Genomic DNA, 21,372 nt, shown 5'->3' with positions numbered 1-21,372 from the left:
TCCCGTGCGCGCGCGGGCGTTGCGGTTCAGTCCTCGGCAGCGCGGAGGACGATCCCGTTGTCGCCGGCAACGCGGTAGATGTCGCTGAGGTCGACCCGGCCGACCTCGCCCTCGTGGTTGACCAGGACCGTGCGTCCGAAGACGTGATCCTGCTTATCGAAGCCGACGAAAAACGCGGCGATGGCGTCCCGTTTGTCGATCAGCTTTCCGAGTTTCAGGCCGAGTTCCAGCAACTCGGCGCGGCGCTCGACGTAGCTGCTGTCGCCCGTCGCGAGTGCGTGCCACCACTCGCCGTCTTCGTCTTGACGCGAACGCACCTCGATGGTCGGATGATCTGCGAGCGCGTCGCGGATCACCTCGGCATCGGCGCGAAAGTAGTTCGTTCGGGCGCTGAAGGCGGTGGCGGTCATGTCCGGTCACTCCTCAGAAACTAGTCGCAGCGTCATGATCCGGATGGTGGTGTTAGGATCGGAAGGATCGCTTGCAGCACTGTACAAGTCTTGCGCCAGATAAGCGATAAAGAAAACGACTTCTTCACCAAGATACACGACTTTTCCGGCGTTTCTTTCAGGCATGGTTAAGCAAACATTATCGGGCAGAAGATCACGTATGAGTAAAAGCAACTGCGACTTAGCAAATAGTGCCGCCGACAACTGTCCTTGTCCACCGTCCGCTTTTGTGAGCGCCATAACGCCCGGGGAGAAGATAATGCGCGAGTTCGGCGTTGAGTACGGCCGCTCGCGGAACTGGTCATTGAGCTGCGCGATCCGGGCGGTGCGACGAACGTCGGATTGGTGCCGTCGGCGGTTGAGAAGTGCGGCGAGCATGGAGCAATCTCCCGAGCAGGCCTGTCATCCGATATTGGACCGATGGCGCTCGCACTCTCTCCTCCCTCTTCCCTCTGGATCGTCCTGGTCTCCCGCGCATTTGCGTTAATGATATGACAAAGTGGGCGTAGCGCTCGGCAGAGCTAGTCAAAAGACAGAGGCACACTGGATCAAGTCTCTTGGCGGGACAGTCCGAAGGGCGGGCGAACCGCGGAAGCAACGGCCCGGCAGGTCCACACCGGAGGGGGGAAGGCGATCGGCGCGGCGCGGCGCCTGGCCCGCAGGGACGGGCGCCGCGCCGCGCCGATCGCCTGGCGTGGGGGGAACCGGTAGGGTTCCCCCCACCCGCCGGCACGACAAAGGGCCAGCGCCGGGGGGTTGCCCCGTCGCTGGCCAGTCCATCCTGCCAAGGATAACCGATCTTAGCAGCGGCTGACGGGTGCCAGCCTCTCGCCTGTCGCGTGGCGGGGTTTCCCCCGCCGCGCTGTCATCAACCCCAATTCTGGCGCTTGCCCTCCTGCAACGGGGCCTGTCCGTCGATGCGGAAGGCGTGGGTCGGCACGTTCGCCTTTTTCAGCACGTCGAGCAGGTTCGATTGGATGCCCGAACCTTGGCAAACGATAGCCTCGACGGGGCGCAGCCCGGCCAGCTTCTCGTTGCGGATGAAACCGGCGCGGTTGCCATAACGGCCCGTTTCCGGGGTGAACGCGACAACCTGAACGCCACGGCTCGCGGCCCATGCGGCGGCGATAGCGTCGCAGCCTTTGCGCTGGGCGGTGGTGCAAAGCACCATGTGGGGCACGCGCTCCTTGATCTGGTCGAGCCGGTCCCAAAGCTGCTGGAAGTCGTGCCAGACGGGGCCGCCTGAAAAGACGACAAGCGGCCCGGTGGGGTTGCGCTGCTCGCGGTGGGCGGTGGCGCGCGCCTTCAGGAAGTCGGCGGCCGCGATCTGGCTTGCGGTGGTGGCGCTGGAAACCTTGGTGCCGCGCGCGGCGCTCCACGGGCGGCCCGTTTCCGCGCGGTAGCACTCGGCGGCATAGTCCCTCATGCACTCGATGGCGGCGCGCTGCTCGGCAACGGTCTGGGTCCGGGTCTGCAATTCCTCAAGTTCGGAATTGAAAACCTCGGACATATCCGGGCGGCGGGCCATATCGCCAAGCTCGCGGGCTAGGTCGTCTTCCTGCCTTTCCAGCTTCTGCGCCTCGTGGTGGAAGCTGTTGACGATGCCCCATGCGATCGCCTGCGCGCTCGTCTCAAGCCGGGTATCGCGGAACAGGTCGAAAACGGTTGCGATGATCGCGGCGCAATCGTGCTGTGCCTGCATCGGCTCGGGCATGTCGAGTTCTTGGCGCTCGCTGCTGCCCTCCACGATGGAAAGCGCGCCGACGTCTCCGAACGCGGCTTGAAACTCGGGGGTGGCGGTTGCTTCGCGGTAGGCTTCGCCAAGGTCGGCAAAGCTGGTAAGGCGGCGGGAGGTCGTTTCCTTGGTCATGGTTGCAATCCTTGGCATGTGGTGGCGGCTTAGGGTCGGGGGAGCGTTCCAGCGCTCTCCCCGCCCGTCCTGCTGGTGTTACCGGTCGAAACCGGGGATTTCGTCGTCGATGCCCGCGCCCGCGTCGACCAGTTGGCCGCTCTCGGTCGCGTTGCCCTCGCCGAAACCGTCATCGGTGCGGCGCTGGCTGCGGCGCTGTCCGCCGTTGTCGAAGTTGTCGCGGTTGCGGCGGGTGTTGCGGGTCCACGCCACGCGATAGCCTTCCTCGCTGTTGCCAAAGAGGGCGATGGGCAGCGGGTCGGCCATGCTCGGATCGTCCAGCTTGCCCTGATAGAAAACCTCGCCCTCGCCGGTGGAAGCCTCCCAAAGCGCGCCGATCTGCACCCACACGCGGCCCGGGTTGAGGGTCACGATCTCGAAGGCGGGAGCGCGGGGGTTGTCGCTCTCGACCGGACGAAGGCCAAGGCGCGGAAGGTGAAGGGTGGCGGTGGCGACCGAACCGAGGAAACGACCGTCGACGTTCTTGAACTGACCGATGTTCATTGCCTTAACTCCTTGGGGGCCTCTCCCCCCTGCCGGGCTCCGGGGCCTCTCCCCTGCCGACGCCTTTACTTATACTCTCTCCCCTCTACTTGTCATAACTGATTGTTTTCTTGACGGATATTCATCGTACCTGGTGAGTCCGAGCAAAGAAAAAAGGTCCCGACTAGGGACCGTAAATAGACCAACAAAGGAGCATTGGCCGCCCCGGCGGCCAATTCTTTGCTTACCGCTGCGGGGAGCGCAGCGTGCCCTCGATTTCATCGCACCCGGAGCCGTCCTCGCAGGGTCGCAAGGCGCGGGCATGTTCGTCGGGGTCAACAGAAATGACGGAGGCTCCGCCCCGCTTGCGGGGTGGAAACCGTAGGGCCGTCAGGCCCGGTATTTCTGTTGAGGTGCCTCCGAGAACAAACAAAAGCATTGGCCGCGCCAGCGGCCAATACTGTTCGAGGCACCGGCCCCGGCGGGCAGGTCTGCAACGCAGGGACACTGAGAGGCGGCGAAGGGGGCGATGAGATCGTGGGCTCACAAGCAGCACATCGCGCGCTTGCGCGCGATTCAACATCGCTGCGGTGCCCTGTCGGCTCGGCATGACGTGCGAGGGGATAGACTGCCCGCGCCGCGCATCCCCGGATAGGGCGGCCTACACCCGAAGGGCCGAGACCGCTTGCGGGCTCGGTCGGAGCGCGCCGCAGGCGCGCGGAGATGGGGCGTCCCGGTGCCGGCGCAGCCGGCAATCCCCAGCCCCTTCCTTCTTCTCATCTTGGCCAACGGCGCCATCTTTTCAGGCGGCCGATATAAGATACTATGCCGGCCAAGGGGGCTTCGATGCTGCTCAAGGATGCTGACGATCGATCAATCGACCTGTTGGAGCTGGAGGGGCTGTTGGAGCTCAAGCTCAGCCGGACCCAACGCGCTGCGGTCGAGCGCGAGATCTGGAACGTGCGTCGTGGCATCGCCGGCGAACGGGACGCGGCGCACTACCTCGACGCCTTCTTCCATGACTCCGATCAGACCGTTGTCATTCACGATCTCAGGCTGGAGATGGACGGGCGCGCGGTCCAGATCGATCATCTGCTCCTGACCCGCTTCCGCACCGCCTATGTGCTCGAGACGAAAAACTACGGCGGTCGGCTGTTCTGCAATGATCGCGGCGAGTGGAGCGCCTACTACGGCGCGGGAAAGGGCGTTCGGTTCGACATTCCGTCTCCGCCCGAACAGGCGAGGCGGCACGTTCTCGACCTGCAGCGCTGGTTTCGCGTGAACGGCCTCACCGTCATCGACAAGGTCGAACCGGTCATCGTGGTGCCGCCCGATCGCCCGGTTCCACGTCGGCGCGGTGACGACGACATCACGTTCATCAAAGCGGACAATGTTCGCAAATGGTGGCAGGAGCAGCGTGACCACGGCTCCGGGCTCGCCGTTCTCTGGCGGATTGCGACACGTCTTTCCGTACAGGACCTGGTCACAGTCGCTGAGGCACTGATCGAGGATCATGTGCCGTCGGATCGGGACTGGCACGCGCGTTTCGGGATCTCGCCAGCGTCCGTCGCGAGCGCCGTGGGCGCGCCGCAGGCGCGCTCGGCGCAGCCTGCCCTGCCTCTCGCGGCCGTGGCCGCGCCGATCGAACCGGTGCCACCGCTGCAAGCGGTGTCCATCGCACCCGAACCAACAGAAGTGCCGGCGCCAGCAGCGCCGCCATCATCGCCAGAGACGCCGGCGCCAACGGCGCCGACCGCACCTCCGGCGGTCGCCATCAGCGGCGAGCGCGAGGAGCGAGCGGTGACGACAGATGACCGCGTGGTGAGGGAGGACTTCGGCGAGAGACTGGCCGCAGGCGGTGCTGAGATCCAGACGCCCCACGGCGTCGTCACGGTCAAGCAAGTCGGCGACGGTCGGTTGGCGCTGCGGCACGCGAAGAACGACGCGCTTGCCGACTATGTACGCGCTGTCGCGGCACCGATCGGCGAATGGCAAAGCCGCTTTCGCAACTGGCTCCTACCGGTTGATGCCCTCCCGGCCGTCATGGCCGGGCTGAAAGGAACGGGCGAGGCGAGAACCTCCAGCGCTGAGACGGGACCTCAGGTCAGCAGCGAGGAAGAGGTGATCCTGCCCGGCCCGGCACCGATCGGCCAACGACCGAAGGTCGAGGCCGCGGGACCAGAGGTGCCGTCGGAAGTCAGCACCGCCTTCGGGGTGGTGACGATCAAGCGTGTGACCGATGGTCGCTACGCGCTGAGGCACGACGGCGGCGAGGAGCTGATCGCGCTCGTGCGCGGGTCGGCCAAGGGGCGCGGCGAATGGAAACCGCTGTTCCGCAACTGGCTCGTGGCGGCGGATAGGATCGAGGAGGTGATCGCGCTGCTGAGCGCGGGGCTCCCGATCGAGGCTCCAGACCTGAGCGGCGACGACAGGAAGGTGGCGTGACGGTGCGTGGGGGCATTATCGGCCGGGCCGAACGTTGATGGCCACGCTGGCGAAACGCGCGAGAGCGAAGAGGCGAGCGGCCTGGGCACCGCGTCCGGGCCGGCGCGAGCTGCCGCTGGTCGTCGGGCTGTTGATCCTGCACCAGGTGCTTCTGACGGTGATCCACTACATCGTAGGGCCCGCCCTGGGGGTCAGTCCCATGTCACCCGCCCTGATCGCCGCGACGATTGTCGCGGCGGCCGTCATCATGACGCTCCTGATGTGGTGGGATCTGCGCCGGCCTGATCGTCGGCGGGCCGTGGGGATGGTGCGCCCGCAGGGCGACCATCGCGCGACAACGACGGTCGCGATCGCGGCCGTCATCTCGCAAGTGCCGTTGTTGATCCTCGCGCTGCAAGGCGCGACCGTGTGGCAGGCGGGAAGAGCCTCGACCCTGAGTGGGACACGCCCTGCTCGGAGGCGGACCGATCGCCGGCGCCGCGCTCGTCGCGGCGACGGTCGTGGTCGGCCCCGCCATCGAGGAGCTGCTGTATCGGGGCTATCTTCAGGGCGCGCTGGCGCGCCGGATCGGCAGCGCGGGCTCAATCGCGATCGCGACGCTGGCCTTCATGTTGCTTCACGCAGAGATCGCGAACTGGGTGGCGAGCATCTGCCTCGGTATCGCAACCGGCTTCTGCCGGGCGCGGACCGGATCGATCTGGTCGGGCCTTGCGGTACACGCGGCCAACAACGCCTTCGGCCTATGGTACATCACCCTCGCCTGACCCTCGCGCGACCGAACGTCCCCGCGCCATGAAGAAAGGGGCTTGTCTTGTGCGTTCCCGTTGTGTTCTAAGAGCGCGCAGGATTGCAACCTGAAAGAACCAAGCCATGCAGAAGGAATTGCTGAAGTCCTACGACTTCAACCTGCCTCTTGAGGATGCGGTGCGGGATCCCGCAGCGTCGCGCAGTCGAAAGATGCTCGCGCTGGCGGCCATGGGCCAAGGCTTGGACGACGCCTACTACAGCACCATGCAGGTGTTTGAGGCGGTCGAGCGCGTAGCGGCAGACCGGCGCGGCGGCATCGAGGATGGCGAGGGCAAGGCGATGCTCGCCGAGATCCTCGCTGGCGAGGGTGACGATTATCAGCGCCGTCTCTTTTACATCGTCTCAGAGCTTGATGTTTATGAGGCCATGGCTGACCTCGCGTGGCTCGTTCAGCTCGCGCGGGCGCGGGCTCGCATGTTCCCGGCGATCCAGGAAGCGGGTGCGCCCATGCCGCTCATCCCGACGGCCGTGATCGCGGAGAACAGCGTGAGCGACTTGCTGCGCCGAAGCTGAGCGTCGCTCTGGCTGCCTCCGAGCAGCGGAGGGCAAAAAAGGGGCCGCGTCGGCTTTGCCGGCGCGGCCCCTTCGTCGTGGTGCTTCAAGGGCGCTTAGACCGATAGTCCTTCATCCGGATGACGCATCTCGATGAAGCGCTGCTCGACCTCGAAACGACCGCGGGCGTTCTCGCCGCAGTTATCCAGAAGCCGGATAAGCGTGGCGGAGAGGCGGTTCAGCGATTGTGCGAAGTCATGATCCAACACCTCGGCGTCGTCGGATCCGGCTGCAACGGTGCTTCGTGCATCGTGGTGAGCGGAGCGCAGGCCCGGGAGGTGCTTATCGACGATGGCGTCGCACTCGATTCGTACATCCATCGGCACGGCGTCCTCGGGTAGGTCGTGAAAGCGAGCGACCAGCTTGTCGATCTGTGCGGTGGCGACCTGTGCTTCCGAGTTCAGGGCGGGCGCTTGGCCGCGAGCTGGTGGCAGCGTCTGCCGGATCTTTTGCGGCTGGGCGCCGAAAGGATCGAAGATCATCGCGAGACCGCCGGTGATGATCCCGAGAACCGACAGGATCAGGACTGGCGTGCTCATGAGGAGGGTGGTGCACGGCCCTACGTCGCTCACATCGCCGTATACCGCCGGCACGGCGAACCGCATGGCGAGAAGGACGAAAGCAATCGTCGAGAGGAAATGTCCCTGAGCACGGATGGTCATGGCTGAGGCCTTTGGTCAGGCAGCGCGGGGAAGATCGCGCCATTGCTCGACGAGGGCGCGGATCGCTTCGTCAAAACCGAAGGCGTTGGCGTAAACTGCCGTCGGCTGCTCGGCGAGATAGGCGAGGATCGTGAGCATGTCGGCCGAGATCGCCCGATCGACGTTCCATAGATGCTCGATGGGGAAGTGGCCGAGATCGGCGCCGTTCCACCACGCGAGGAGGAAATCGGCGGCTCTGCGCGACTGGCCGGTGTCGCTGCCCGCGACAACGAGAAGTCGGCTGATCGCGGCTTGGACGTCGGCACTGGTCGGCACGGTCATCGGGTTCTCCCTGGTGCGCTGCGGAAGCTAACATGGTGGCGTCGATCTTGCGACCTGCGGTGTGCGGCTACGCCGCGAGCCGCCCGGCGCCGGCGTTGAAGCGGTCCAGCCACTCGCTCATGTGGGGCCGCTCCTCGAGGGGGATCAGCGCGGCGACTTCCTGAAAGGCGAGGAGGTTCTGCGGCGCGTGAGCGATGATGTCATCGATCTCGCGCGGATCGAGCAGGTTCTTGGCCCTGATGAAGTCGGTCATCATGCCCGGACGTGTTCGGGTCGACTTCCGCCAGAGTCCCTCGACGGTGCGCAGGCGGGGCTTGGCGCGAGCTTCCACCAGTACGATCAGGCGGAGGCACCAGGCTGGAAGCGTCATGACCTCCTCCGGCCGCGACGCTCCGCAAATGAAGCACGCGGACTTGATCGGAACGGGCAACCCCTCTTCGCGGATGCGGGCGACGCACCGGGCACGATCCCAGCCCCATTCCCGTAGGGGGTAGCGGAAGGTGTATAGAGGGTTCTCGATCGTCGCTGCGTGCTGGGATCGTCGAGTGTCGGCCGCGCCCGCATCATAGCCGATCAGCTTCGTCACCGTGCGGCCAGCCGCCCACGCTGCCTTCGCCGGTTCCCAGTTGCGGACCCATCTATCCTGCGGCTCGACCTTCCATTTGAGAGAGCAGCTCCCCCGGCCCATTGAGATCGAGGGGAGGGTTGCGTTGGTCAGCACGTTCTCGAGGATCGAGGCGTATGGCGGCCAGTGCTTGAACCGCTTGGGCACGTATCGGACGACGTGATGCTCGAGCCCGTGGTCATCCATCCAGCGCTGAAAGACCGGAAGGAAGGCGTAGGTCTCGTCGCGTTCGGCACCGGTGTCGGCTGTTAGGACCACGTCCGGCGCGTCGCCCTGGGCGACAAGCTCGATGAGCATGGCGGTGCTGTCCAGCCCCATGCCCCAGGCAGCGACGACTGGGTCTCGGTTGGCATGGCGCGGGAGGGAAGCGAGCATGGCTATCCTCCGTGCGTCAGCGCCAAGGCGCGGGCGGCCTGGTGCGCTTCGATGATGGCGCGTGCGCCGCGACGGTTCGGTGCATGGCCGAGCCAGTCGCCGCAGAAGCGGGCAACCTGTCGGGCCTTCGGCTGCCCGCAGAACTCGCGCGCAATGGAGTAGCGTCCGTCGCGCCGCATCGGCCCGCGGCTCATGCGACCCGGAGGAGCACGGTTTCCGGCTCGCTCGGCTTGTCGCGCGTGACGCGAAAGGGTTGGATCGGGTCATTCGTCTTGACGACGAACTGGTCGACGCCGCTCGCCTCGCGGGTTTGCACCGCGACGGCATAGGCGTTCTCGAAGGATGCGAGGCTCGCGCGCCGCGGCGAGAGCCGGGCACGGATATCGACGACGGTGTCGCACATGGCGGATCTCCACGAGGGTTAGAAAACGGGGAAGTCGGAGGTCGGGGGTTCGTCGTGGTCGAACATGATCCAGGCCGCGCCGGCGGCTGCGGCGTGACCGAGCAGAGCCCACAGCGCGGGCGAAATCCCGTCCGGGCTCTCGCCCGTGCCATGAACTGCGGTCGCTATGAGGAAGCCGTTCTGGTGCGCTTCGATGGAGACGATATCGTGCTCGATCCGCAGCCGCCCTCCCTGGGGGTCCCGGGGAGCGCAGTCGATCAGATGCTCGATGGCGATCCGTTCCCAGACCGGGAGGTGAGCAGTCGAAGAGATGAACAGGACGGTGGCGCGCACGTGGGATCTCCATTGCTCTCAATCAGTGCGCTTCCACCCCGCCCTCTCTCTTCCGGTCGTGGCATCCGCTCCGGATGGGCCGCCATGAAGCGGTTAAGACCGAGCGTGAGCGTGGCAGACACCAGGATCACGATGGCGGTCGCGCGGTGCCGTCGGGAGAACAGGAGAAGCGCGCTTGCGAGGGCGATCGCGGCCGCGGCAATCGCGACCGCATCGTCCGCGAAAGCAGTCGTCAGATTGGCCATGGAAACCTCCATCAGGCGGCTGCGCTGGTCGCGCTCGCCGGTGGATCGTCGAACATCACCTCAGTAGAGCCGGCCGTCAGCGTGATGACGATCCGGCGGCCTTCGGGGATCGACGAGGCGGCATACCGGTCAACCGCCTCGCGGATCTTCTCGAGTAGGGCTTCATCGTCGCCGCATAGGAGGCGGCGTGCGAAGTCTCTCGCGTCACGGCGGAAGTCGGCTTGCTGGGTTTGGTAGCTGTCGGCGTCGCTGTCGTCGCTGTCGCTGAAGACGGCCGCTTCAAGCAGGTCGACCAAGTCGTCGACCGCGATCGACGTAGGATCCGTGAACAGGACAGCGATCTCGTCGAGCTGCGAAAAGCCGTTCGGGTCCGTTATCAGGAGGTCGGCCGGAAACTGGAGCGGCGAGCCGCTTAGCTTCGGGACGGTAACTTCGCAGGAGATGGCGTCGACAGGGCCGCTCCTGCCGGGACCGGTGAATTGCTCGGCTTCGCTGTAACGGTGGTGCTCACCATCAACGTCGACCAGGAAGGAGATGTCCTCGATGACAGGTAGGGCGTCGTACCAGCCATAGCCCTCGAATGCGCTTTCCTCGAAGACAAGGCGGGCACCGAGCGGCTTGCCTTGACGAAGCGCTCGGCCGGCGGACTGGCCGATATCCGGTGAGAGGTCCGGCATCACGATCATGGGAACGTCGCTCACGGCTTCGCCCATGAGGCCGGCCATGCTGCTGTCGTTCGATGGTGCTTGCCAACCGAACAGGTACGGGGTTGCTGCGGCGAGCTCGACGCCGAGACCTCGTGCCTGTTCCCACTCCGCAAAGGCGAGGCGGTGCCGGGGTTCGCGCGCGATCGCGCGGTAGATCGCGCGCCTGCAGGCGATCCGCGTCTCTTCGAGGCCGGCTGTCTGGACGACCTCCTTGCGAGCTGGAAGAACGAGTTGAAGACCGGGAGTGTCGCCGATGTCGACCAACGCGCGCCACGCCCCGCCCCGACCCACCTCCGAGACCTCAGACAACCGGCAGGCGACGGTCAGGCCGTGGAAGTTGATCGAGCGGGAGTCGCGGCCGCGTGGACTGTCGCGAAAGACGCCGATCCGGCTGCCGTTCCACTCCTCGACATAGACCGCCTTGGCGAGCCAGTCCTCTCGAGCTTGAGGCTGGCCGTTAAAGCCGACGGCGACCGGATAGAATCGGGCTGCCTCCGCGACGGCCGCCGCAATGCGATCGTCCCAGGCCTCGGGAGTGTCGATGAGGATCTCGGTGCCTGCCGTGATGTCGAAGGGCTCGACGGCGATTGCCGCTCCGCTTTGCCACGCGTCCGGCTCGATGGTGATCCGCCAACCAGCGCCGCTTGCTGCGGAGAAGGAGCGAACCTCGACCCTTTGGCCGGCCAGGCTGAAGAAGCCCATGCCGGCGGGATCTTCGCTTACGGCGATCGCGTCGGCCCACTCGGACTGTCCGAGGCGGAGCAATGCGCTCGGATCGTCGATGCCGCGACCGTTGTCGCCTATCGCCAGCACCGACTGACCGGCGAGATCGAGGGTCGCGACCTCGACCTGGCTGGCGCCGGCACGTCGCGCATTCTGGAGCAGTTCTGCTAGGACGTCGTCGACGGTGCCGTTGAAAAGGCGGCCGACCTTGGTGAGGATCGTCGGGCTGACGGTTGCCCGGATGGTGGAAGGCAGGTGCATGGCAGGTGTCTCCGGCGTCTGGGGCGCTCGTTCGCCCGCTCGCCCTTCCCTGCCCTCTCCCCTCTAGTCGGCGTGGTGCCTTTGCTGCGCTTCGCTCGGCGGAGCGGCCGTGCTTGCAAGCCGCCTTTGGTTCATCCGTACCGAGGCCGCTCCGCCGGAAACGAAGTGGGGGGCCAGCCCTCGAATGTGCGTGCCTCCCAGCGCCCCGCGCTCAACACGCTGTCGAGCGGGCGCGCGTGATCGCCGACGTTCCAGTCGCGATCGAGATGCGCTTGGATCTCAGCGGCCACCGCGTCGGCACGGGTCTCGTGCCCGAACGCGAAGGTGGTGCCGAACGCGACCAGCTCCGGTTCGGTGCTAAGGTCTCCGGCTTCGTAGTACCATCCGCCCTCTTCGGCTCCACCCAAGAGGCGCTGGACAAAGAAAACCGCGACGCTGTGCATCATGCCGACTCCGGTTGTTTCGGTCGGTCCATCAGGACACAGAGGAAGGTGGGCTTGTGATCCGGCAGAACCGTTCGACTGTCGAACGTCTGCACGCCGTTGGACGTCGTCCCGAAAAAGTCGAAGGTTGGCACCGTTGCGCCGTCAGGCGCTGCGGCGACTGTGGCAGCATCGTGGTACTGGATGTCGACGAACTCGGGCGGGCGCCCTGGCCCGTAGACGCCGAAGTAGATCGTGAGGCGCCGGCCATCGGACGTCCTCGCGCTGATCGTGAAGTCGTGGTCGGGAATATCGACGGGCAGCGTCGGCACGTCATTGAACGTACCGAATCCGATGCTCTTCGCATCGGCAGCAGTCATGACGGGAAGCTGGCGAATGTCTGCCATGGTCTGTCTCCGGCGAGTGCCGCATCAGGCGGCAAGAAGGGGGAGTTCGGGGTGAGGGAGCGTCAGCACCGTCGGGTACGGCTTCCGCGGTAGCTTCGCCCCGGCTTGGCGGGCTCGATGGCTGATCTCGAAGCAGTAGGCGTGCAGGCCTGGATGACGCGCGCGGGATAGTACGCGCTCACGGGTCAGACGGACGAGCCAGTCGGCCGGCGTTTCGCCGATCGTCGGACGGGGAGCGCCGAAAGCGACGATCTGGTCGATGGCGCCGGATGCGCCTCGTTCTCCGAGCCGGATCTTCGACAGCGTTCGCCCGGATATCGGTTGCGCTCCGATGTGGTAGGAGGTGCGCTCCGGCATTTGACCTCGGTAGGCGCTCGAGAGCGCTGCATAGATCCGCCCGATGTGCCCCGCCGCTGGATCGGAGTAGGAGACGACGGCTTCGAGCTGGCGCTTCTCCCGGCGCAAGTGACCAAGCGCGCGAGAAAGGAAGAAGCTCTCGCCATTGCCGGCGACGTCGGGGAGCAGAATGAACCTCGCGAGGGTCGTCCCGCTGTCGCTGGCGAGCCCGGCGTGGCGGGTGATGACCGATCCGATCGCCGGCACGGCGAAGACTGCTACGCCGACAAGGCTCGCCCGACATCCTCGGCCAGGCCCGAAGAGACCGACCGCGAGCTGCGCGGCCGGCCATGTCGGCAGGTAGTGATGGACGGCAACGAAGGCCCGTGCTGCCTTCTGTTCGATCACGTCCACCGAATATGCCCTGGGGTCGATGACGCTGAGGTCGTCAACGTAGAGGCTTCGCTTCTCGCGCCATCGCTGGCTTCTTGTGGTGAGCACGCTGCAATCTCCTCGAGATCGCGCGATCTTCTCCCTCTCCCCTCCTGATCGCCCGAAGCACGCGCGTAGCTCTCACGATCGTTCCGGAGCTATTCGGCAGGCGCGAGGTCTCGCAGCTCGACGAACGCAACCTTTTGTGTGCGCTCGCCACCGACAGGGTCGAGGAAGACATAGCAGTGATCCGCGAACGCGCCGCCACACAGCCGCCAGACTACGCCGCTGCGGCCGAGGAACAGCTGAGGTCCAAAAGCCGGGTCGACGGTTCCTGGGGCGTCGACGATGCGGACCCTCTGGCGCACGCGTAGCCAATTCGACGCGACCGCGATCACCGCCGCTTTCGCGTCGGGTGAGAGGTAGGACGGTCGGTCGGAACGGGGCGGCCCGAACGTCGCAAGGGGGTCGCCCGCGATGCGCTTCAACTTGGCATCGATCGTCTCGACCGGCGGGCGTTCCACCTCGGACGCCGGAGCGTTGCGTCGATAGTGGACCGTTGTCGCGGCGCCGAAGAGGTCCTGCTGGTGGCCGATGATGCGCTTCCGGCGCTGCTCTTCGGCATAGTCCCGGCGCCAGCGATCATCTTCCGTCAGCGTGGCGCGGTCGGGTTCGGAACGAACGATCGCGAGGAGTTCGGCGAACTCCTCCGGCGAGACGTTCGCGACGCGGGGATTATAGTCCATCGCGGCACCTTCAGTCCGGGCGCGTCGTTAGGCGATCGGGGCTGGCGGTAACGCCGACGCGATTATTGTCGCATCAGGAACACGTCGGTTGTCGATCCACCATTTCGCGTCGGCGATCGAGGCGAGGCATTCGACCGTTTTCGGGCTGCGTTTCCGCACCGCTGCTATGCGCTTCGTGCGCAGCGTTTCGGCCCATGCGACCTGCTTCTCACTGCCCGTCAGAGGAACGAGCGCCAGGTCGGCGATGGCTGCGCTATCCTCGGCCGCGCGCACCGCATTGGCCGCGTCGTAGCAGCTCCGACATTTCTGCCGTGAGAGGCGGCTCGCCTGCCGGTCAGAATCGGCCGCGAAGTGGCCGTTGATACCGTGGCTCTGGTCATGGCCGCAGCTATGGGTGATGAGCCTCTGCATCGTCGTATCCTCGCTTTTGGACGCACGTGGTCCAGAAGAATGAGTCGAGGCGGGCAGGTCGTGAGTCGGATCGTTCACCTGCCGCCTCGGGGGTGATGTGGGCGGCTGTAGATCACGTCGGCGCGAGAGATGGCTCGGCGGCGGTCGGCTCGACGATCTCGATGCGCGCATTGTGATAGCGATGTTCGGTCAGCCACGCTTCGGCGCTCGCGCGATCGTTGGCGACATGCTGCAACTCGATGCGTCCGGCGAACTCGGTGACGATCAGGGCCTGCCCCGCGCTGGGGACTTGCTCGATCTGAAAGGTCGACTCGCTGGTTACCTGGAAGCTGCGGCTGACCGAGAGGACGATCGCGCCGGCTTCGCCCCAGTTTCCGAGGTGCAGCGTGAAATCGGCAGGGTAGCGCTCGCCCCCCGGCGACCGGCGGGTGAGACGCCCCTTGCCGTTTCTATCCTCCCAAGCGCGGAGCTTGCGCTTGTGGTGTGCGGGCGGGCGTGGCTCGCCGTTGGCGAAGTGGACGATCGCGCCGAGTGGGGCGGTGGCGAAGATCGCCTGGGCAGAGAGGGTCATGGCAACTCCGTGTTCTGCGCGTCGGGGGTTTCCGTTTCGCGCCGCCCTCCTGCTTCCCCCTCTCCTCCTGTCGCTGGCGTCTGGGTCACGCTGCGAGCAGGGATCCGTATGACGGCGTAGCTCCGCCGAAGGCGCGCAAAGCAGCCGCCATCGCTTCGCGGAGTTTCGCCTTGTTGGAGAAGGCAATTGTCGGGTCCAGCGGGGATCCGTCAGCGCGGACAAACCCGGCTGCCAGGGTGCCGGGAGCGGTCTCGATGACGATTAGGTGTCCTCCACCTTCGGCCCGACCGGCATAGCGAGCCGTGAACTCGCCGAGCTTGCCGGTCAGCCCTTTGGTGACCTTGCTCCAGCGGATATGGCCGGCGCCGATGTTCAAATCGCCGGAAAAGCCCCGACCGAGCCAGGTTCGCAGGTGTGCTCGCTGTTGAAGCGGCGTGTTCCGCGTGCGCTCCATGGTGCGGCATAAAGGTAGCACGGACGCGGCGGCGTCGATGATCCGGAGGTACTCTCCATCGGCGGCCACCAGAACATCGTCGAAGTCTCGCCCACCGATCAGCTCCTGCAAGCGCCGGATCTGCTCCGGTTCACCTGCAAGTTCGCTGGCGCGGGTCGGGCTCAGCGGCTCGGGGGACCACTGGCCTAGTAGCGCGGCGAACCCTGATGAGGCGGTCACCAGCACCACGGTCATGGCATCCGCTCCCGGGAAGCGGCTTAGCTCGTCTCGGACACGGAAGCTTCCCAGGCCTTCGGCGGCTCCTTGTTCTGCACTGACGATCAGTAGGCGTCTTGCCCATCGAGCCGGTCGAGGCTCGTCGCTTGGAAGGGGCCACTGGCTCGGAAGCGGGCGGGATGGCGGCGCGGCGCCCACGACGGGAGGCAGATTGCCGGTTCGGAGCGCCGCGGCGTTGCGGCGTCGGGCCGCGTCGAAGAGGTCCGACCGGTCACCACCACCGTCCTCAAAACCCCGGTCGTAAGCTGCTTTCAGCGCGTGAACGCCGCCAGCCCGGCCGTCCAAACAGGGTCGGTATTCCCATCCAGCGTGGGCAGCGTACCAGCCTCGGCTGTACTGGACGGCGCGGTCCCAGTCATAGGCGTAGCTGTCGCGGGCGCTTAGGACCGCCAGATCGCTGTCGTCGATCTGTCCGGCGCTGGCTTTCCGTTCGAGGAAGCCGAAATTGTCCGCTTGGCGCTGCGCCTCGGTATGCGCCCGGATCGCGTCATTGACGGGCCGCATCGCCGCCACACGTTCGCGTGAACGCGCCATCCGTGCGTCGAGGGGGGCGTGGGGTTCGTGATCCGGAAAGTCTCGCCACGCTTGGGCAAGGGCGGCAGCGTGGTCGGGTGTTCGGCCCCGGCCGATCCAGGTGTTCGGATCCGTGGGATCGAAGCTGTCGGCTCGGTCCGGGACGTTCGTCATCGGCTCAGTCCTCGTCGTAGCGGCTCGCCAGCCACCGGCGATACGTCGCGAGCGCGGGATCGAGGTGGAGAGCGATGCGCGTGTAGAGTTCGTCGACGTCGGCGCCTCGCAGGAAGACGGCGCTCGCCGGCAGCAGGCTTTTCGCGGCGAAGCCGATCCGGCGGCCCCGCTCGCACCAGAGAATGCACCGTAGAAGGTCCAGGCGGGGTGCCTCGCCGACCTCGTTCCAGTTCAGGCGAACCTCCACCCGAAGCTGGCTAGGGTCGTCGTCGTTGGCGGGGTCGCGTCGCAGATAGATGGAGGGGCCGATGCCGCGCACGGATAGAATAATGTCGCGATTCCACCAGTCGAGCGGGCCGACCTGAGGGAGCCATTTGTGGCCGTCGGGTGGATCGATGCGCTTCAATTTCGCGACCATCGCGGCGAAGTCGGTGCGGATTTTCTCCGCGACCGCCTCTGGCGCGCTCACGCCGCCCTCGAATGGTGCATGGCGCGCAGACCGAGTCCCTCGCTCGTAAGCCGCTCGCCAAGCTCGTTGAGCGCCAGGAAGCGGCCGCTTATGTCGCTGATATCGGTGTAGATCAGCGAGTCATCCGGATTGCTCGGGACAGCCAGCACGATGGGCACGACGACGGCGGTCATCTCAGGGTACAAGGCGCCGAGGAGGAGCGCCTCGATCCGCTTCGATAGCGCCTCGATCGGGCGACCGAAGTCGTGCCGGGAGAGGCCAGGAGCCATGCGGAGGTAATCCATCGGCGCGATCACCTCGCGCATCCTGGCCCACGGACCGCCCTTGAAGCCGTAATCGCTGCGATTGGGGATCAGGTTCTGCCGCTCGACAGAGATTTGGTCGAACGGCACGAAGATCCGATACTCGAAATGCGGCAGGGTTCCGACGATGCGCCGGCGAGTGGCAAGGATCTGCATGGCGGGCTCCTCAGGCGAAGAGGCGCGTCGGCTCGGCGACGGGCGCGGTGAGGTTCAGTTCGCGGCGCAGGCGAGCGGCGAAGCGGTCGGGCGCGAGAAGCTCGCGGATCGACGCCCAGTGGTTCCGCTCGCCGGTATAGTCGCTGCGGCCGCGGCACCGGCGGAACATCACCTCGCGGTCGGCTCCCATCCCGCCCAGGCTGAGCTGAACGTAGACCTCCTCGCCGTGGAGCGTGATTTCGCCGGAGACGGCCGGGCCAGCCTTGTTCGAGCGGACGTCGAAGCTGCCGTCCGCGAGCAGGAGGGCCTCTGCGAGGCGCTTCAGGGCCTTGCGGCCGTCCTGGTGGAATAGAGCCTTCGCGTTGGCGTCATAGGACACACCTTTGTGTGCGAGGACGAGGAGTGCCGGATTGCGGCGGATCTCCGCGATCTGGTCCATGCAGCCGCGGCGAAGCTGGATGGCGGGCGGCCGACCGACGCTTGCCACACTTCCGAGATGCTGGGCGAGCAGGAGCACCGCGGGATCGGCTTCAGCGTCCTTGCCGGCGTTCCGGCAGTCCTCGATGGCGGCCGTCAGGGCGTGGAGGCAGGTTGCGACCGACACCAATGCGCTTGGGTCCAGCGCCTGCTGGTGCCGAAAGGCGACGTCGTAGGACATGAAGGGTTCTCCGGCTCCGAGCGCCTGGTTGCGCTCGCGCCTTGCCCTTCCCTCTCCTCTCCCGAGGTCCGGGGTCGGTATGGCGTCAGAGAACGAGAAGCTCGGGTCGTTCTGCCTGTGAGGCGGCGTCGAAGCCGCGCTGCCACGCGAGACGGAGCGCGCTGCCGCGTCGGTAGCAGCAGCGGTGATTGCCCATGACGAAGCATCGCCAGCCGCTCTTTTCTGCCTCCCAGAGCGGATCGGATCGAGCCGGTGCGAGGAGTGCCATCAGCTCCAGTCTCACAGCGCTGCGCTTCCCTCAGCCTTGCGGGCCGCGTCGAGCAGGAGCTTCACCGCGGTCGAGAGGGCCACGTCGCCGGCCTCGTTTACGACGACGACATTCGGCTTGGATCGGCGGATCGACGCTACCACGTCGGAAACGGGCCGTCCTTTCAGCGAGTAGGTGTAGACCTGCTCGCCTTCGATGGTGACGACGTTCGTCTTCATACGGCGACGGATGGTGGCGATCTGCTCGGCCTCGATCATGAGATCAGAAACCTCCATCTCGAGATCGTGCTTCATGGTCAGACCGTAAGCGACGCGCGGCCGGCGGGTCTTCGCAAGCCAAGCCTCGACGTCGGCGAGTGAGACGGTCCCTACCTGATCGAAGTGATCCGGCCCGCCATGACCGCGGTTGCCGGCCAGGAACGCTCGGGCGTTGTCGATCCAGATCTCCGCCGAGTAGCACATCGTCTCTTCGGAGAGGCGCTTGTCGACCCGGAGCTTTCGCAGTTCGATCTTCATACCGTGGCACTCCTGCCCAACGTGGTGGGGACATGGATCTCGATTTGGTCGAGGTCGGCGAGCGCGACCCGCTCGACTGCTTCGCTGGCGCGACGGTCGAGCCGAAGGTACAGCCCGCCACGAACGTGGTTCGGGCGTAGGACCGTTCCCGTGCGCCCCGCGTCGGGATGGTCCGCGAGGGGAGCGATCCTGACGCGAATGTCCGCGTGGGGCGCCGATGCCTCGTGGGTGACGACGGTCGAGCCGTTTGCTCCGCACGTTTCGCAGGTATGGTCGTCGAGGAGTCCGGCCAGTGACCACTCGCCGCGTTCCGCGTCCCAGCGAGCCGTCGCGTCGCGCACGACGTCGTCACCCTGACAGACGCTGCAGCGGACGATCTGCGGAAGCGGCCGGAAGGTCTCGCCGGCGACAGCCTCGAAGGCGCGCGGAAACGCAGAGGCGTGCTGAAAACGGCCCAGCGCGCGGATGACGTCGGCGTAGGCGTCGCGGGCGTCGTCGCTGCTGAACTCGTGTTCGGTAGCGGTTAGGATGCTATGGAGCTCGTGGGCGAGCGTCTGCGGATCCGCGCGCAGGATGTCGGTGAATACGGCGATATGTTGGGGGCGCATTGTCATCTCCCTTTCCGGACCTGCCCGGTGCGCCCCTCGCTTCTCCCTCCGCTCCTGCCTGTCGCACTGTTGGGTGCGTGGAGACGCGAGCCGGATCGGGTCAAAGGCGGTCGGGCTACGCAGCGATGGGGAGGGATCGCGGTAGCGGGATCGGGGCAGCGTGACCGCTGGACAGATTGAGGAAGGCGCCGGCGTGGCCGATAGAACCCCGAGCGAGGAGGTCGAAGAGCAGGGACAGGGCGTGGCTTGCCACTACCCGGTTGATGAACAAGGACTGCCGCTCGAGCGCCTCGGCAACCGAGCAGGAGGGCGCGTTGTCTTCGACCGTCGTCTCGTCCGCCAGCTCGGGAAAGGCTTCCAGGACGGTCGGAAGGCGGTTCATGTCGCCATCGACGCCCGGGCAGCCGATTAGATATTGGCCGTCGCGCGCTCTGTTGCCGAGATCCATCCAGTAGCTCGGTGCATTGCGAGCGTCGGCGATCGCGCCCCCGATTGCCCGACGGGCGGAGGCGGTGTCGACGCAGGTGATGACGAGATCTGCACCGTCGACGCCATGCGCCTCTGGCGCCCGACCGTGGACGGCGTGCCAGGTGAGGCCGTGCGCCAGATTGATCCGTTCGACCAGGGTACGGGCCTTCGAGCTGCCGAGGTCGCAGCGATAAAAGGGCTGGCGGCCGAGGTTGGTCTCGCTGACCACGTCGTCGTCGACGACGGTGACCTGGAGCGACCGGGACGATAACGCACGCAGCGCGGTGTCGAGGGAGGCAAGCCCCATCAGCATCTGTGCGCCGTTTCCGCCGCACCCGACCAGCACCACCTTCAGAACGCGACGGTCGAATCCGGCCGGCAGAAAGTGCCGGTTCTGTGCGTCAGTCTGCATGACCATCTCCTGAGAAAGGGCTTCGTGGCATCGGCAGGAACATTCCGCCGGCGCACAGGCGTGATGCCCTGTCGGGACCGGCTGGATCGTTCAATCGCCCGAACACGAGCGAGATCTTGGTGGCGTGAGCGTCGTCCGCATCGTCCGTTGCGCTGAAGAAGGCCGGCGCAGTCCCATGGCTGTGGATGTCACAGATGACGTGGCGGCCGGGGGGCACGGCCGGCGTGCGATAGACGAGACGCGACGGCGTGGCGCAATCGACCTCCGGGTACTCGACGCTGAACTGGCCGTCCGCTTCGTCCCAGATGACGAACGCAGCCGCCTCGTTCGGCAATGCGCTCCGAAGGTGAGCCAGGATGGCGTCCAACAGGTAGCGTGGGATTCTGCCGCAGAGGAGTTCTGCCTTGGGACGGCCGATGCTGCCGTAGGGCAGATAGGCTGGGAATGGTGGCGCGATCGCGCAATCAAGCGCGAGCCAGGGCCGACGCAAGATCAGCATGAGGCCGTCGTTGCCGAGGGCGAGGCCATGGCCGGAGCGGGCTGCCCGAAGCGCGTCAATGGCAGGCGATGCCCCCGTAGGCGGAACTGGATAGCAGGGGACGGCCGCGAGCACCGCGGCGGCCGTCTGGTTGTCCGTCAGGCTGGTCATCGGCGGGTCTCCGCGGCGATAAGCTTTCCCACCGTCACAGCGGCGGCCGACCGCGTGCGGCTTGCCGGCGACCGAGCAGCGAATGTGAACGGGCGCAGTCGTTTGACGGGGAAGCTTCGGGTTCGTCCCTTGGCGAGCTCGTCCCAAAGCCGGAGAAGTCCGCCCTTCCCCTTCACCGTGAGCTCCTGACCGGGGTTCGGGTGGGTCGACCAAGAGTCGAAGACGGCTTTTTCATATTCGGCGATCGCCGAGGGCGTCAGGCGCTTCGGCTTCGGAATGTTACCCCAGCAAAGCCGGCCGTCGATGAAGACGTTGAGGATCGGGGAATGGAGAACCTGTGTATCGGCGGTCGGCCGCTCGCTCTTTGGCAACGCATACACCCCGAGGTTCGAGCGTGTCGCGACGAACAGGTGCGCGGGATAGGGCACCGGTTTGACGGTGCGCTCAAAGAGCACGTCCAGGCCTGCGCCAGAGGTGAGCGCGAAGTATGCGGAACGGGTCTGCGCCGGCACCCACCACACCAGCATGTCGGGATGTGAAACCAGCACGTTCTCGGGCAGGATTTCCGGAGGCGCGGTGCGATCCAGTGCTTCCGCCCAGCGGCGCAGATGGGCGCGGGTCAGCGCGGTGCCCGCGCCGATCGTCGGTTGACCCGCGCCTTCCGTCACGATCGGGTGGATGCTCGCGAAGGCGCTGGCGTTGGCCCGGGGGGCATCATAGCCGTGGTGCGTGCCGTTGGATTCCGTTTGGTAGAGGAGGATGGCGGCGCTGAGGGCCATGCCGCCAGCGGAGGCCTCAAAATGGGCGGTGTGTTGTGTCATCGCA

General features: G+C 66.1%; 28 protein-coding genes. 3 read left to right on the top strand and 25 right to left on the bottom strand.

The annotated features are described in order from the left end of the window. Positions 1-26: 26 nt before the first annotated feature. The 4 genes from B7L05_RS16040 to B7L05_RS16030 form a co-directional block, all read right to left on the bottom strand. Complete coding sequence (locus B7L05_RS16040; RefSeq protein WP_085811305.1) at positions 27-410, bottom strand: hypothetical protein; 384 nt, start codon at positions 408-410, stop codon at positions 27-29. A 6-nt stretch (positions 411-416) separates the two neighbouring features. Next, positions 417-827 carry a DUF3768 domain-containing protein gene (locus B7L05_RS17255; protein WP_144037338.1) on the bottom strand — a complete coding sequence of 137 codons (411 nt, stop codon included), beginning with the start codon at positions 825-827 and terminating at the stop codon, positions 417-419. 490 nt (positions 828-1,317) lie between these two features. Beyond that, on the bottom strand, positions 1,318-2,319 hold the full coding sequence (locus tag B7L05_RS16035; RefSeq protein ID WP_085811304.1) for a DUF2493 domain-containing protein: 1,002 nt from the start codon (positions 2,317-2,319) through the stop codon (positions 1,318-1,320). Positions 2,320-2,397: 78 nt separating this feature from the next. Next, positions 2,398-2,862 (bottom strand): DUF736 domain-containing protein, encoded by a 465-nt coding sequence (locus B7L05_RS16030; RefSeq protein WP_085811303.1) that lies wholly within the window; start codon positions 2,860-2,862, stop codon positions 2,398-2,400. Between the two features lie 825 nt (positions 2,863-3,687). Here B7L05_RS16030 and B7L05_RS16025 point away from each other — a divergent pair. The 3 genes from B7L05_RS16025 to B7L05_RS16015 all read left to right on the top strand — a co-directional run bounded on the left by B7L05_RS16025 (position 3,688) and on the right by B7L05_RS16015 (position 6,606). Then, positions 3,688-5,286, top strand: a complete 1,599-nt coding sequence (locus B7L05_RS16025) for a nuclease-related domain-containing protein (protein ID WP_179187250.1) — start codon at positions 3,688-3,690, stop codon at positions 5,284-5,286. 437 nt (positions 5,287-5,723) lie between these two features. Then, positions 5,724-6,050: a CPBP family intramembrane glutamic endopeptidase gene (locus B7L05_RS16020; protein ID WP_085811301.1), complete on the top strand. Its 327-nt coding sequence runs from the start codon at positions 5,724-5,726 to the stop codon at positions 6,048-6,050. A 106-nt stretch (positions 6,051-6,156) separates the two neighbouring features. Further along, the gene (locus B7L05_RS16015) at positions 6,157-6,606 is read left to right on the top strand and encodes a hypothetical protein (protein WP_085811300.1); all 450 of its coding nucleotides are present in this window, start codon (positions 6,157-6,159) and stop codon (positions 6,604-6,606) included. 95 nt (positions 6,607-6,701) lie between these two features. Here the strand turns inward: B7L05_RS16015 and B7L05_RS16010 are convergent, their stop codons facing one another. The 21 genes from B7L05_RS16010 to B7L05_RS15905 form a co-directional block, all read right to left on the bottom strand. Continuing rightward, entirely contained in the window at positions 6,702-7,307 is a 606-nt protein-coding gene (locus tag B7L05_RS16010) for a hypothetical protein (protein WP_085811299.1), read from the bottom strand. A gap of 15 nt (positions 7,308-7,322) precedes the next feature. After that, positions 7,323-7,628 carry a hypothetical protein gene (locus B7L05_RS16005; RefSeq protein ID WP_085811298.1) on the bottom strand — a complete coding sequence of 102 codons (306 nt, stop codon included), beginning with the start codon at positions 7,626-7,628 and terminating at the stop codon, positions 7,323-7,325. 67 nt (positions 7,629-7,695) lie between these two features. Continuing rightward, the gene (locus tag B7L05_RS16000) at positions 7,696-8,571 is read right to left on the bottom strand and encodes a hypothetical protein (RefSeq protein WP_375601269.1); all 876 of its coding nucleotides are present in this window, start codon (positions 8,569-8,571) and stop codon (positions 7,696-7,698) included. A 247-nt stretch (positions 8,572-8,818) separates the two neighbouring features. Then, entirely contained in the window at positions 8,819-9,031 is a 213-nt protein-coding gene (locus tag B7L05_RS15995) for a hypothetical protein (RefSeq protein WP_085811296.1), read from the bottom strand. A gap of 18 nt (positions 9,032-9,049) precedes the next feature. Next, on the bottom strand, positions 9,050-9,364 hold the full coding sequence (locus B7L05_RS15990) for a hypothetical protein (protein ID WP_085811295.1): 315 nt from the start codon (positions 9,362-9,364) through the stop codon (positions 9,050-9,052). Between the two features lie 256 nt (positions 9,365-9,620). Next, a complete protein-coding gene (locus B7L05_RS15985; protein WP_085811294.1) occupies positions 9,621-11,300 on the bottom strand; it encodes a hypothetical protein in 1,680 nt (559 codons plus the stop codon). A gap of 131 nt (positions 11,301-11,431) precedes the next feature. Then, entirely contained in the window at positions 11,432-11,746 is a 315-nt protein-coding gene (locus tag B7L05_RS15980) for a hypothetical protein (protein WP_085811293.1), read from the bottom strand. Continuing rightward, on the bottom strand, positions 11,743-12,129 hold the full coding sequence (locus B7L05_RS15975) for a hypothetical protein (RefSeq protein ID WP_085811292.1): 387 nt from the start codon (positions 12,127-12,129) through the stop codon (positions 11,743-11,745). Before B7L05_RS15975 ends, B7L05_RS15980 begins: the two co-directional genes overlap by 4 nt. Before the next feature lie 24 nt (positions 12,130-12,153). Further along, entirely contained in the window at positions 12,154-12,966 is an 813-nt protein-coding gene (locus tag B7L05_RS15970) for a hypothetical protein (RefSeq protein WP_085811291.1), read from the bottom strand. A gap of 89 nt (positions 12,967-13,055) precedes the next feature. Beyond that, positions 13,056-13,643: a hypothetical protein gene (locus B7L05_RS15965; protein ID WP_085811290.1), complete on the bottom strand. Its 588-nt coding sequence runs from the start codon at positions 13,641-13,643 to the stop codon at positions 13,056-13,058. Positions 13,644-13,670: 27 nt separating this feature from the next. Next, the gene (locus B7L05_RS15960) at positions 13,671-14,054 is read right to left on the bottom strand and encodes a hypothetical protein (RefSeq protein ID WP_085811289.1); all 384 of its coding nucleotides are present in this window, start codon (positions 14,052-14,054) and stop codon (positions 13,671-13,673) included. A gap of 112 nt (positions 14,055-14,166) precedes the next feature. Continuing rightward, a complete protein-coding gene (locus B7L05_RS15955; RefSeq protein ID WP_085811288.1) occupies positions 14,167-14,625 on the bottom strand; it encodes a hypothetical protein in 459 nt (152 codons plus the stop codon). Between the two features lie 85 nt (positions 14,626-14,710). Continuing rightward, on the bottom strand, positions 14,711-16,042 hold the full coding sequence (locus B7L05_RS15950; RefSeq protein ID WP_085811287.1) for a hypothetical protein: 1,332 nt from the start codon (positions 16,040-16,042) through the stop codon (positions 14,711-14,713). 4 nt (positions 16,043-16,046) lie between these two features. Beyond that, a complete protein-coding gene (locus tag B7L05_RS15945) occupies positions 16,047-16,511 on the bottom strand; it encodes a hypothetical protein (protein WP_085811286.1) in 465 nt (154 codons plus the stop codon). Further along, positions 16,508-16,969: a hypothetical protein gene (locus tag B7L05_RS15940; protein ID WP_085811285.1), complete on the bottom strand. Its 462-nt coding sequence runs from the start codon at positions 16,967-16,969 to the stop codon at positions 16,508-16,510. Before B7L05_RS15940 ends, B7L05_RS15945 begins: the two co-directional genes overlap by 4 nt. Positions 16,970-16,979: 10 nt before the next feature. Next, complete coding sequence (locus tag B7L05_RS15935; protein ID WP_085811284.1) at positions 16,980-17,627, bottom strand: hypothetical protein; 648 nt, start codon at positions 17,625-17,627, stop codon at positions 16,980-16,982. Between the two features lie 279 nt (positions 17,628-17,906). Beyond that, positions 17,907-18,410 carry a hypothetical protein gene (locus B7L05_RS15925; protein WP_085811282.1) on the bottom strand — a complete coding sequence of 168 codons (504 nt, stop codon included), beginning with the start codon at positions 18,408-18,410 and terminating at the stop codon, positions 17,907-17,909. Then, the gene (locus B7L05_RS15920) at positions 18,407-19,018 is read right to left on the bottom strand and encodes a hypothetical protein (RefSeq protein ID WP_144037337.1); all 612 of its coding nucleotides are present in this window, start codon (positions 19,016-19,018) and stop codon (positions 18,407-18,409) included. Before B7L05_RS15920 ends, B7L05_RS15925 begins: the two co-directional genes overlap by 4 nt. A gap of 115 nt (positions 19,019-19,133) precedes the next feature. Next, entirely contained in the window at positions 19,134-19,898 is a 765-nt protein-coding gene (locus tag B7L05_RS15915; protein ID WP_085811346.1) for a PRTRC system ThiF family protein, read from the bottom strand. Further along, positions 19,888-20,547: a PRTRC system protein A gene (locus B7L05_RS15910; protein WP_085811280.1), complete on the bottom strand. Its 660-nt coding sequence runs from the start codon at positions 20,545-20,547 to the stop codon at positions 19,888-19,890. The genes B7L05_RS15915 and B7L05_RS15910 overlap by 11 nt, the downstream gene beginning before the upstream one ends. Beyond that, positions 20,544-21,368, bottom strand: coding sequence for a PRTRC system protein B (locus B7L05_RS15905; RefSeq protein WP_085811279.1), 825 nt, complete (start codon positions 21,366-21,368; stop codon positions 20,544-20,546). The genes B7L05_RS15910 and B7L05_RS15905 overlap by 4 nt, the downstream gene beginning before the upstream one ends. Positions 21,369-21,372: the final 4 nt, after the last annotated feature.

The organism is Sphingomonas sp. TZW2008, assembly GCF_002117915.1.
Classification (GTDB): domain Bacteria; phylum Pseudomonadota; class Alphaproteobacteria; order Sphingomonadales; family Sphingomonadaceae; genus Sphingomonas.
Note: the sequence above shows the minus strand (reverse complement) of the source record. Positions and strands in the feature narration are given on the sequence as shown.

Excerpts from the sequence above, each read along its gene's own strand:
- B7L05_RS15925 (WP_085811282.1), bottom strand. The coding sequence starts at position 18,410 with ATGAAGATCGAACTGCGAAAGCTCCGGGTCGACAAGCGCCTCTCCGAA.
- B7L05_RS15950 (WP_085811287.1), bottom strand. The coding sequence starts at position 16,042 with ATGACGAACGTCCCGGACCGAGCCGACAGCTTCGATCCCACGGATCCG.
- B7L05_RS17255 (WP_144037338.1), bottom strand. The coding sequence starts at position 827 with ATGCTCGCCGCACTTCTCAACCGCCGACGGCACCAATCCGACGTTCGT.
- B7L05_RS16000 (WP_375601269.1), bottom strand. The coding sequence starts at position 8,571 with ATGGGGCTGGACAGCACCGCCATGCTCATCGAGCTTGTCGCCCAGGGC.
- B7L05_RS16040 (WP_085811305.1), bottom strand. The coding sequence starts at position 410 with ATGACCGCCACCGCCTTCAGCGCCCGAACGAACTACTTTCGCGCCGAT.
- B7L05_RS16030 (WP_085811303.1), bottom strand. The coding sequence starts at position 2,862 with ATGAACATCGGTCAGTTCAAGAACGTCGACGGTCGTTTCCTCGGTTCG.
- B7L05_RS16035 (WP_085811304.1), bottom strand. The coding sequence starts at position 2,319 with ATGACCAAGGAAACGACCTCCCGCCGCCTTACCAGCTTTGCCGACCTT.
- B7L05_RS15915 (WP_085811346.1), bottom strand. The coding sequence starts at position 19,898 with ATGCAGACTGACGCACAGAACCGGCACTTTCTGCCGGCCGGATTCGAC.
- B7L05_RS16005 (WP_085811298.1), bottom strand. The coding sequence starts at position 7,628 with ATGACCGTGCCGACCAGTGCCGACGTCCAAGCCGCGATCAGCCGACTT.
- B7L05_RS16010 (WP_085811299.1), bottom strand. The coding sequence starts at position 7,307 with ATGACCATCCGTGCTCAGGGACATTTCCTCTCGACGATTGCTTTCGTC.
- B7L05_RS16015 (WP_085811300.1), top strand. The coding sequence starts at position 6,157 with ATGCAGAAGGAATTGCTGAAGTCCTACGACTTCAACCTGCCTCTTGAG.
- B7L05_RS15940 (WP_085811285.1), bottom strand. The coding sequence starts at position 16,969 with ATGCAGATCCTTGCCACTCGCCGGCGCATCGTCGGAACCCTGCCGCAT.
- B7L05_RS15920 (WP_144037337.1), bottom strand. The coding sequence starts at position 19,018 with ATGCGCCCCCAACATATCGCCGTATTCACCGACATCCTGCGCGCGGAT.
- B7L05_RS15910 (WP_085811280.1), bottom strand. The coding sequence starts at position 20,547 with ATGACCAGCCTGACGGACAACCAGACGGCCGCCGCGGTGCTCGCGGCC.
- B7L05_RS15935 (WP_085811284.1), bottom strand. The coding sequence starts at position 17,627 with ATGTCCTACGACGTCGCCTTTCGGCACCAGCAGGCGCTGGACCCAAGC.
- B7L05_RS15960 (WP_085811289.1), bottom strand. The coding sequence starts at position 14,054 with ATGCAGAGGCTCATCACCCATAGCTGCGGCCATGACCAGAGCCACGGT.
- B7L05_RS15985 (WP_085811294.1), bottom strand. The coding sequence starts at position 11,300 with ATGCACCTGCCTTCCACCATCCGGGCAACCGTCAGCCCGACGATCCTC.
- B7L05_RS15965 (WP_085811290.1), bottom strand. The coding sequence starts at position 13,643 with ATGGACTATAATCCCCGCGTCGCGAACGTCTCGCCGGAGGAGTTCGCC.
- B7L05_RS15995 (WP_085811296.1), bottom strand. The coding sequence starts at position 9,031 with ATGTGCGACACCGTCGTCGATATCCGTGCCCGGCTCTCGCCGCGGCGC.
- B7L05_RS15955 (WP_085811288.1), bottom strand. The coding sequence starts at position 14,625 with ATGACCCTCTCTGCCCAGGCGATCTTCGCCACCGCCCCACTCGGCGCG.
- B7L05_RS15980 (WP_085811293.1), bottom strand. The coding sequence starts at position 11,746 with ATGATGCACAGCGTCGCGGTTTTCTTTGTCCAGCGCCTCTTGGGTGGA.
- B7L05_RS16025 (WP_179187250.1), top strand. The coding sequence starts at position 3,688 with ATGCTGCTCAAGGATGCTGACGATCGATCAATCGACCTGTTGGAGCTG.
- B7L05_RS15975 (WP_085811292.1), bottom strand. The coding sequence starts at position 12,129 with ATGGCAGACATTCGCCAGCTTCCCGTCATGACTGCTGCCGATGCGAAG.
- B7L05_RS15905 (WP_085811279.1), bottom strand. The coding sequence starts at position 21,368 with ATGACACAACACACCGCCCATTTTGAGGCCTCCGCTGGCGGCATGGCC.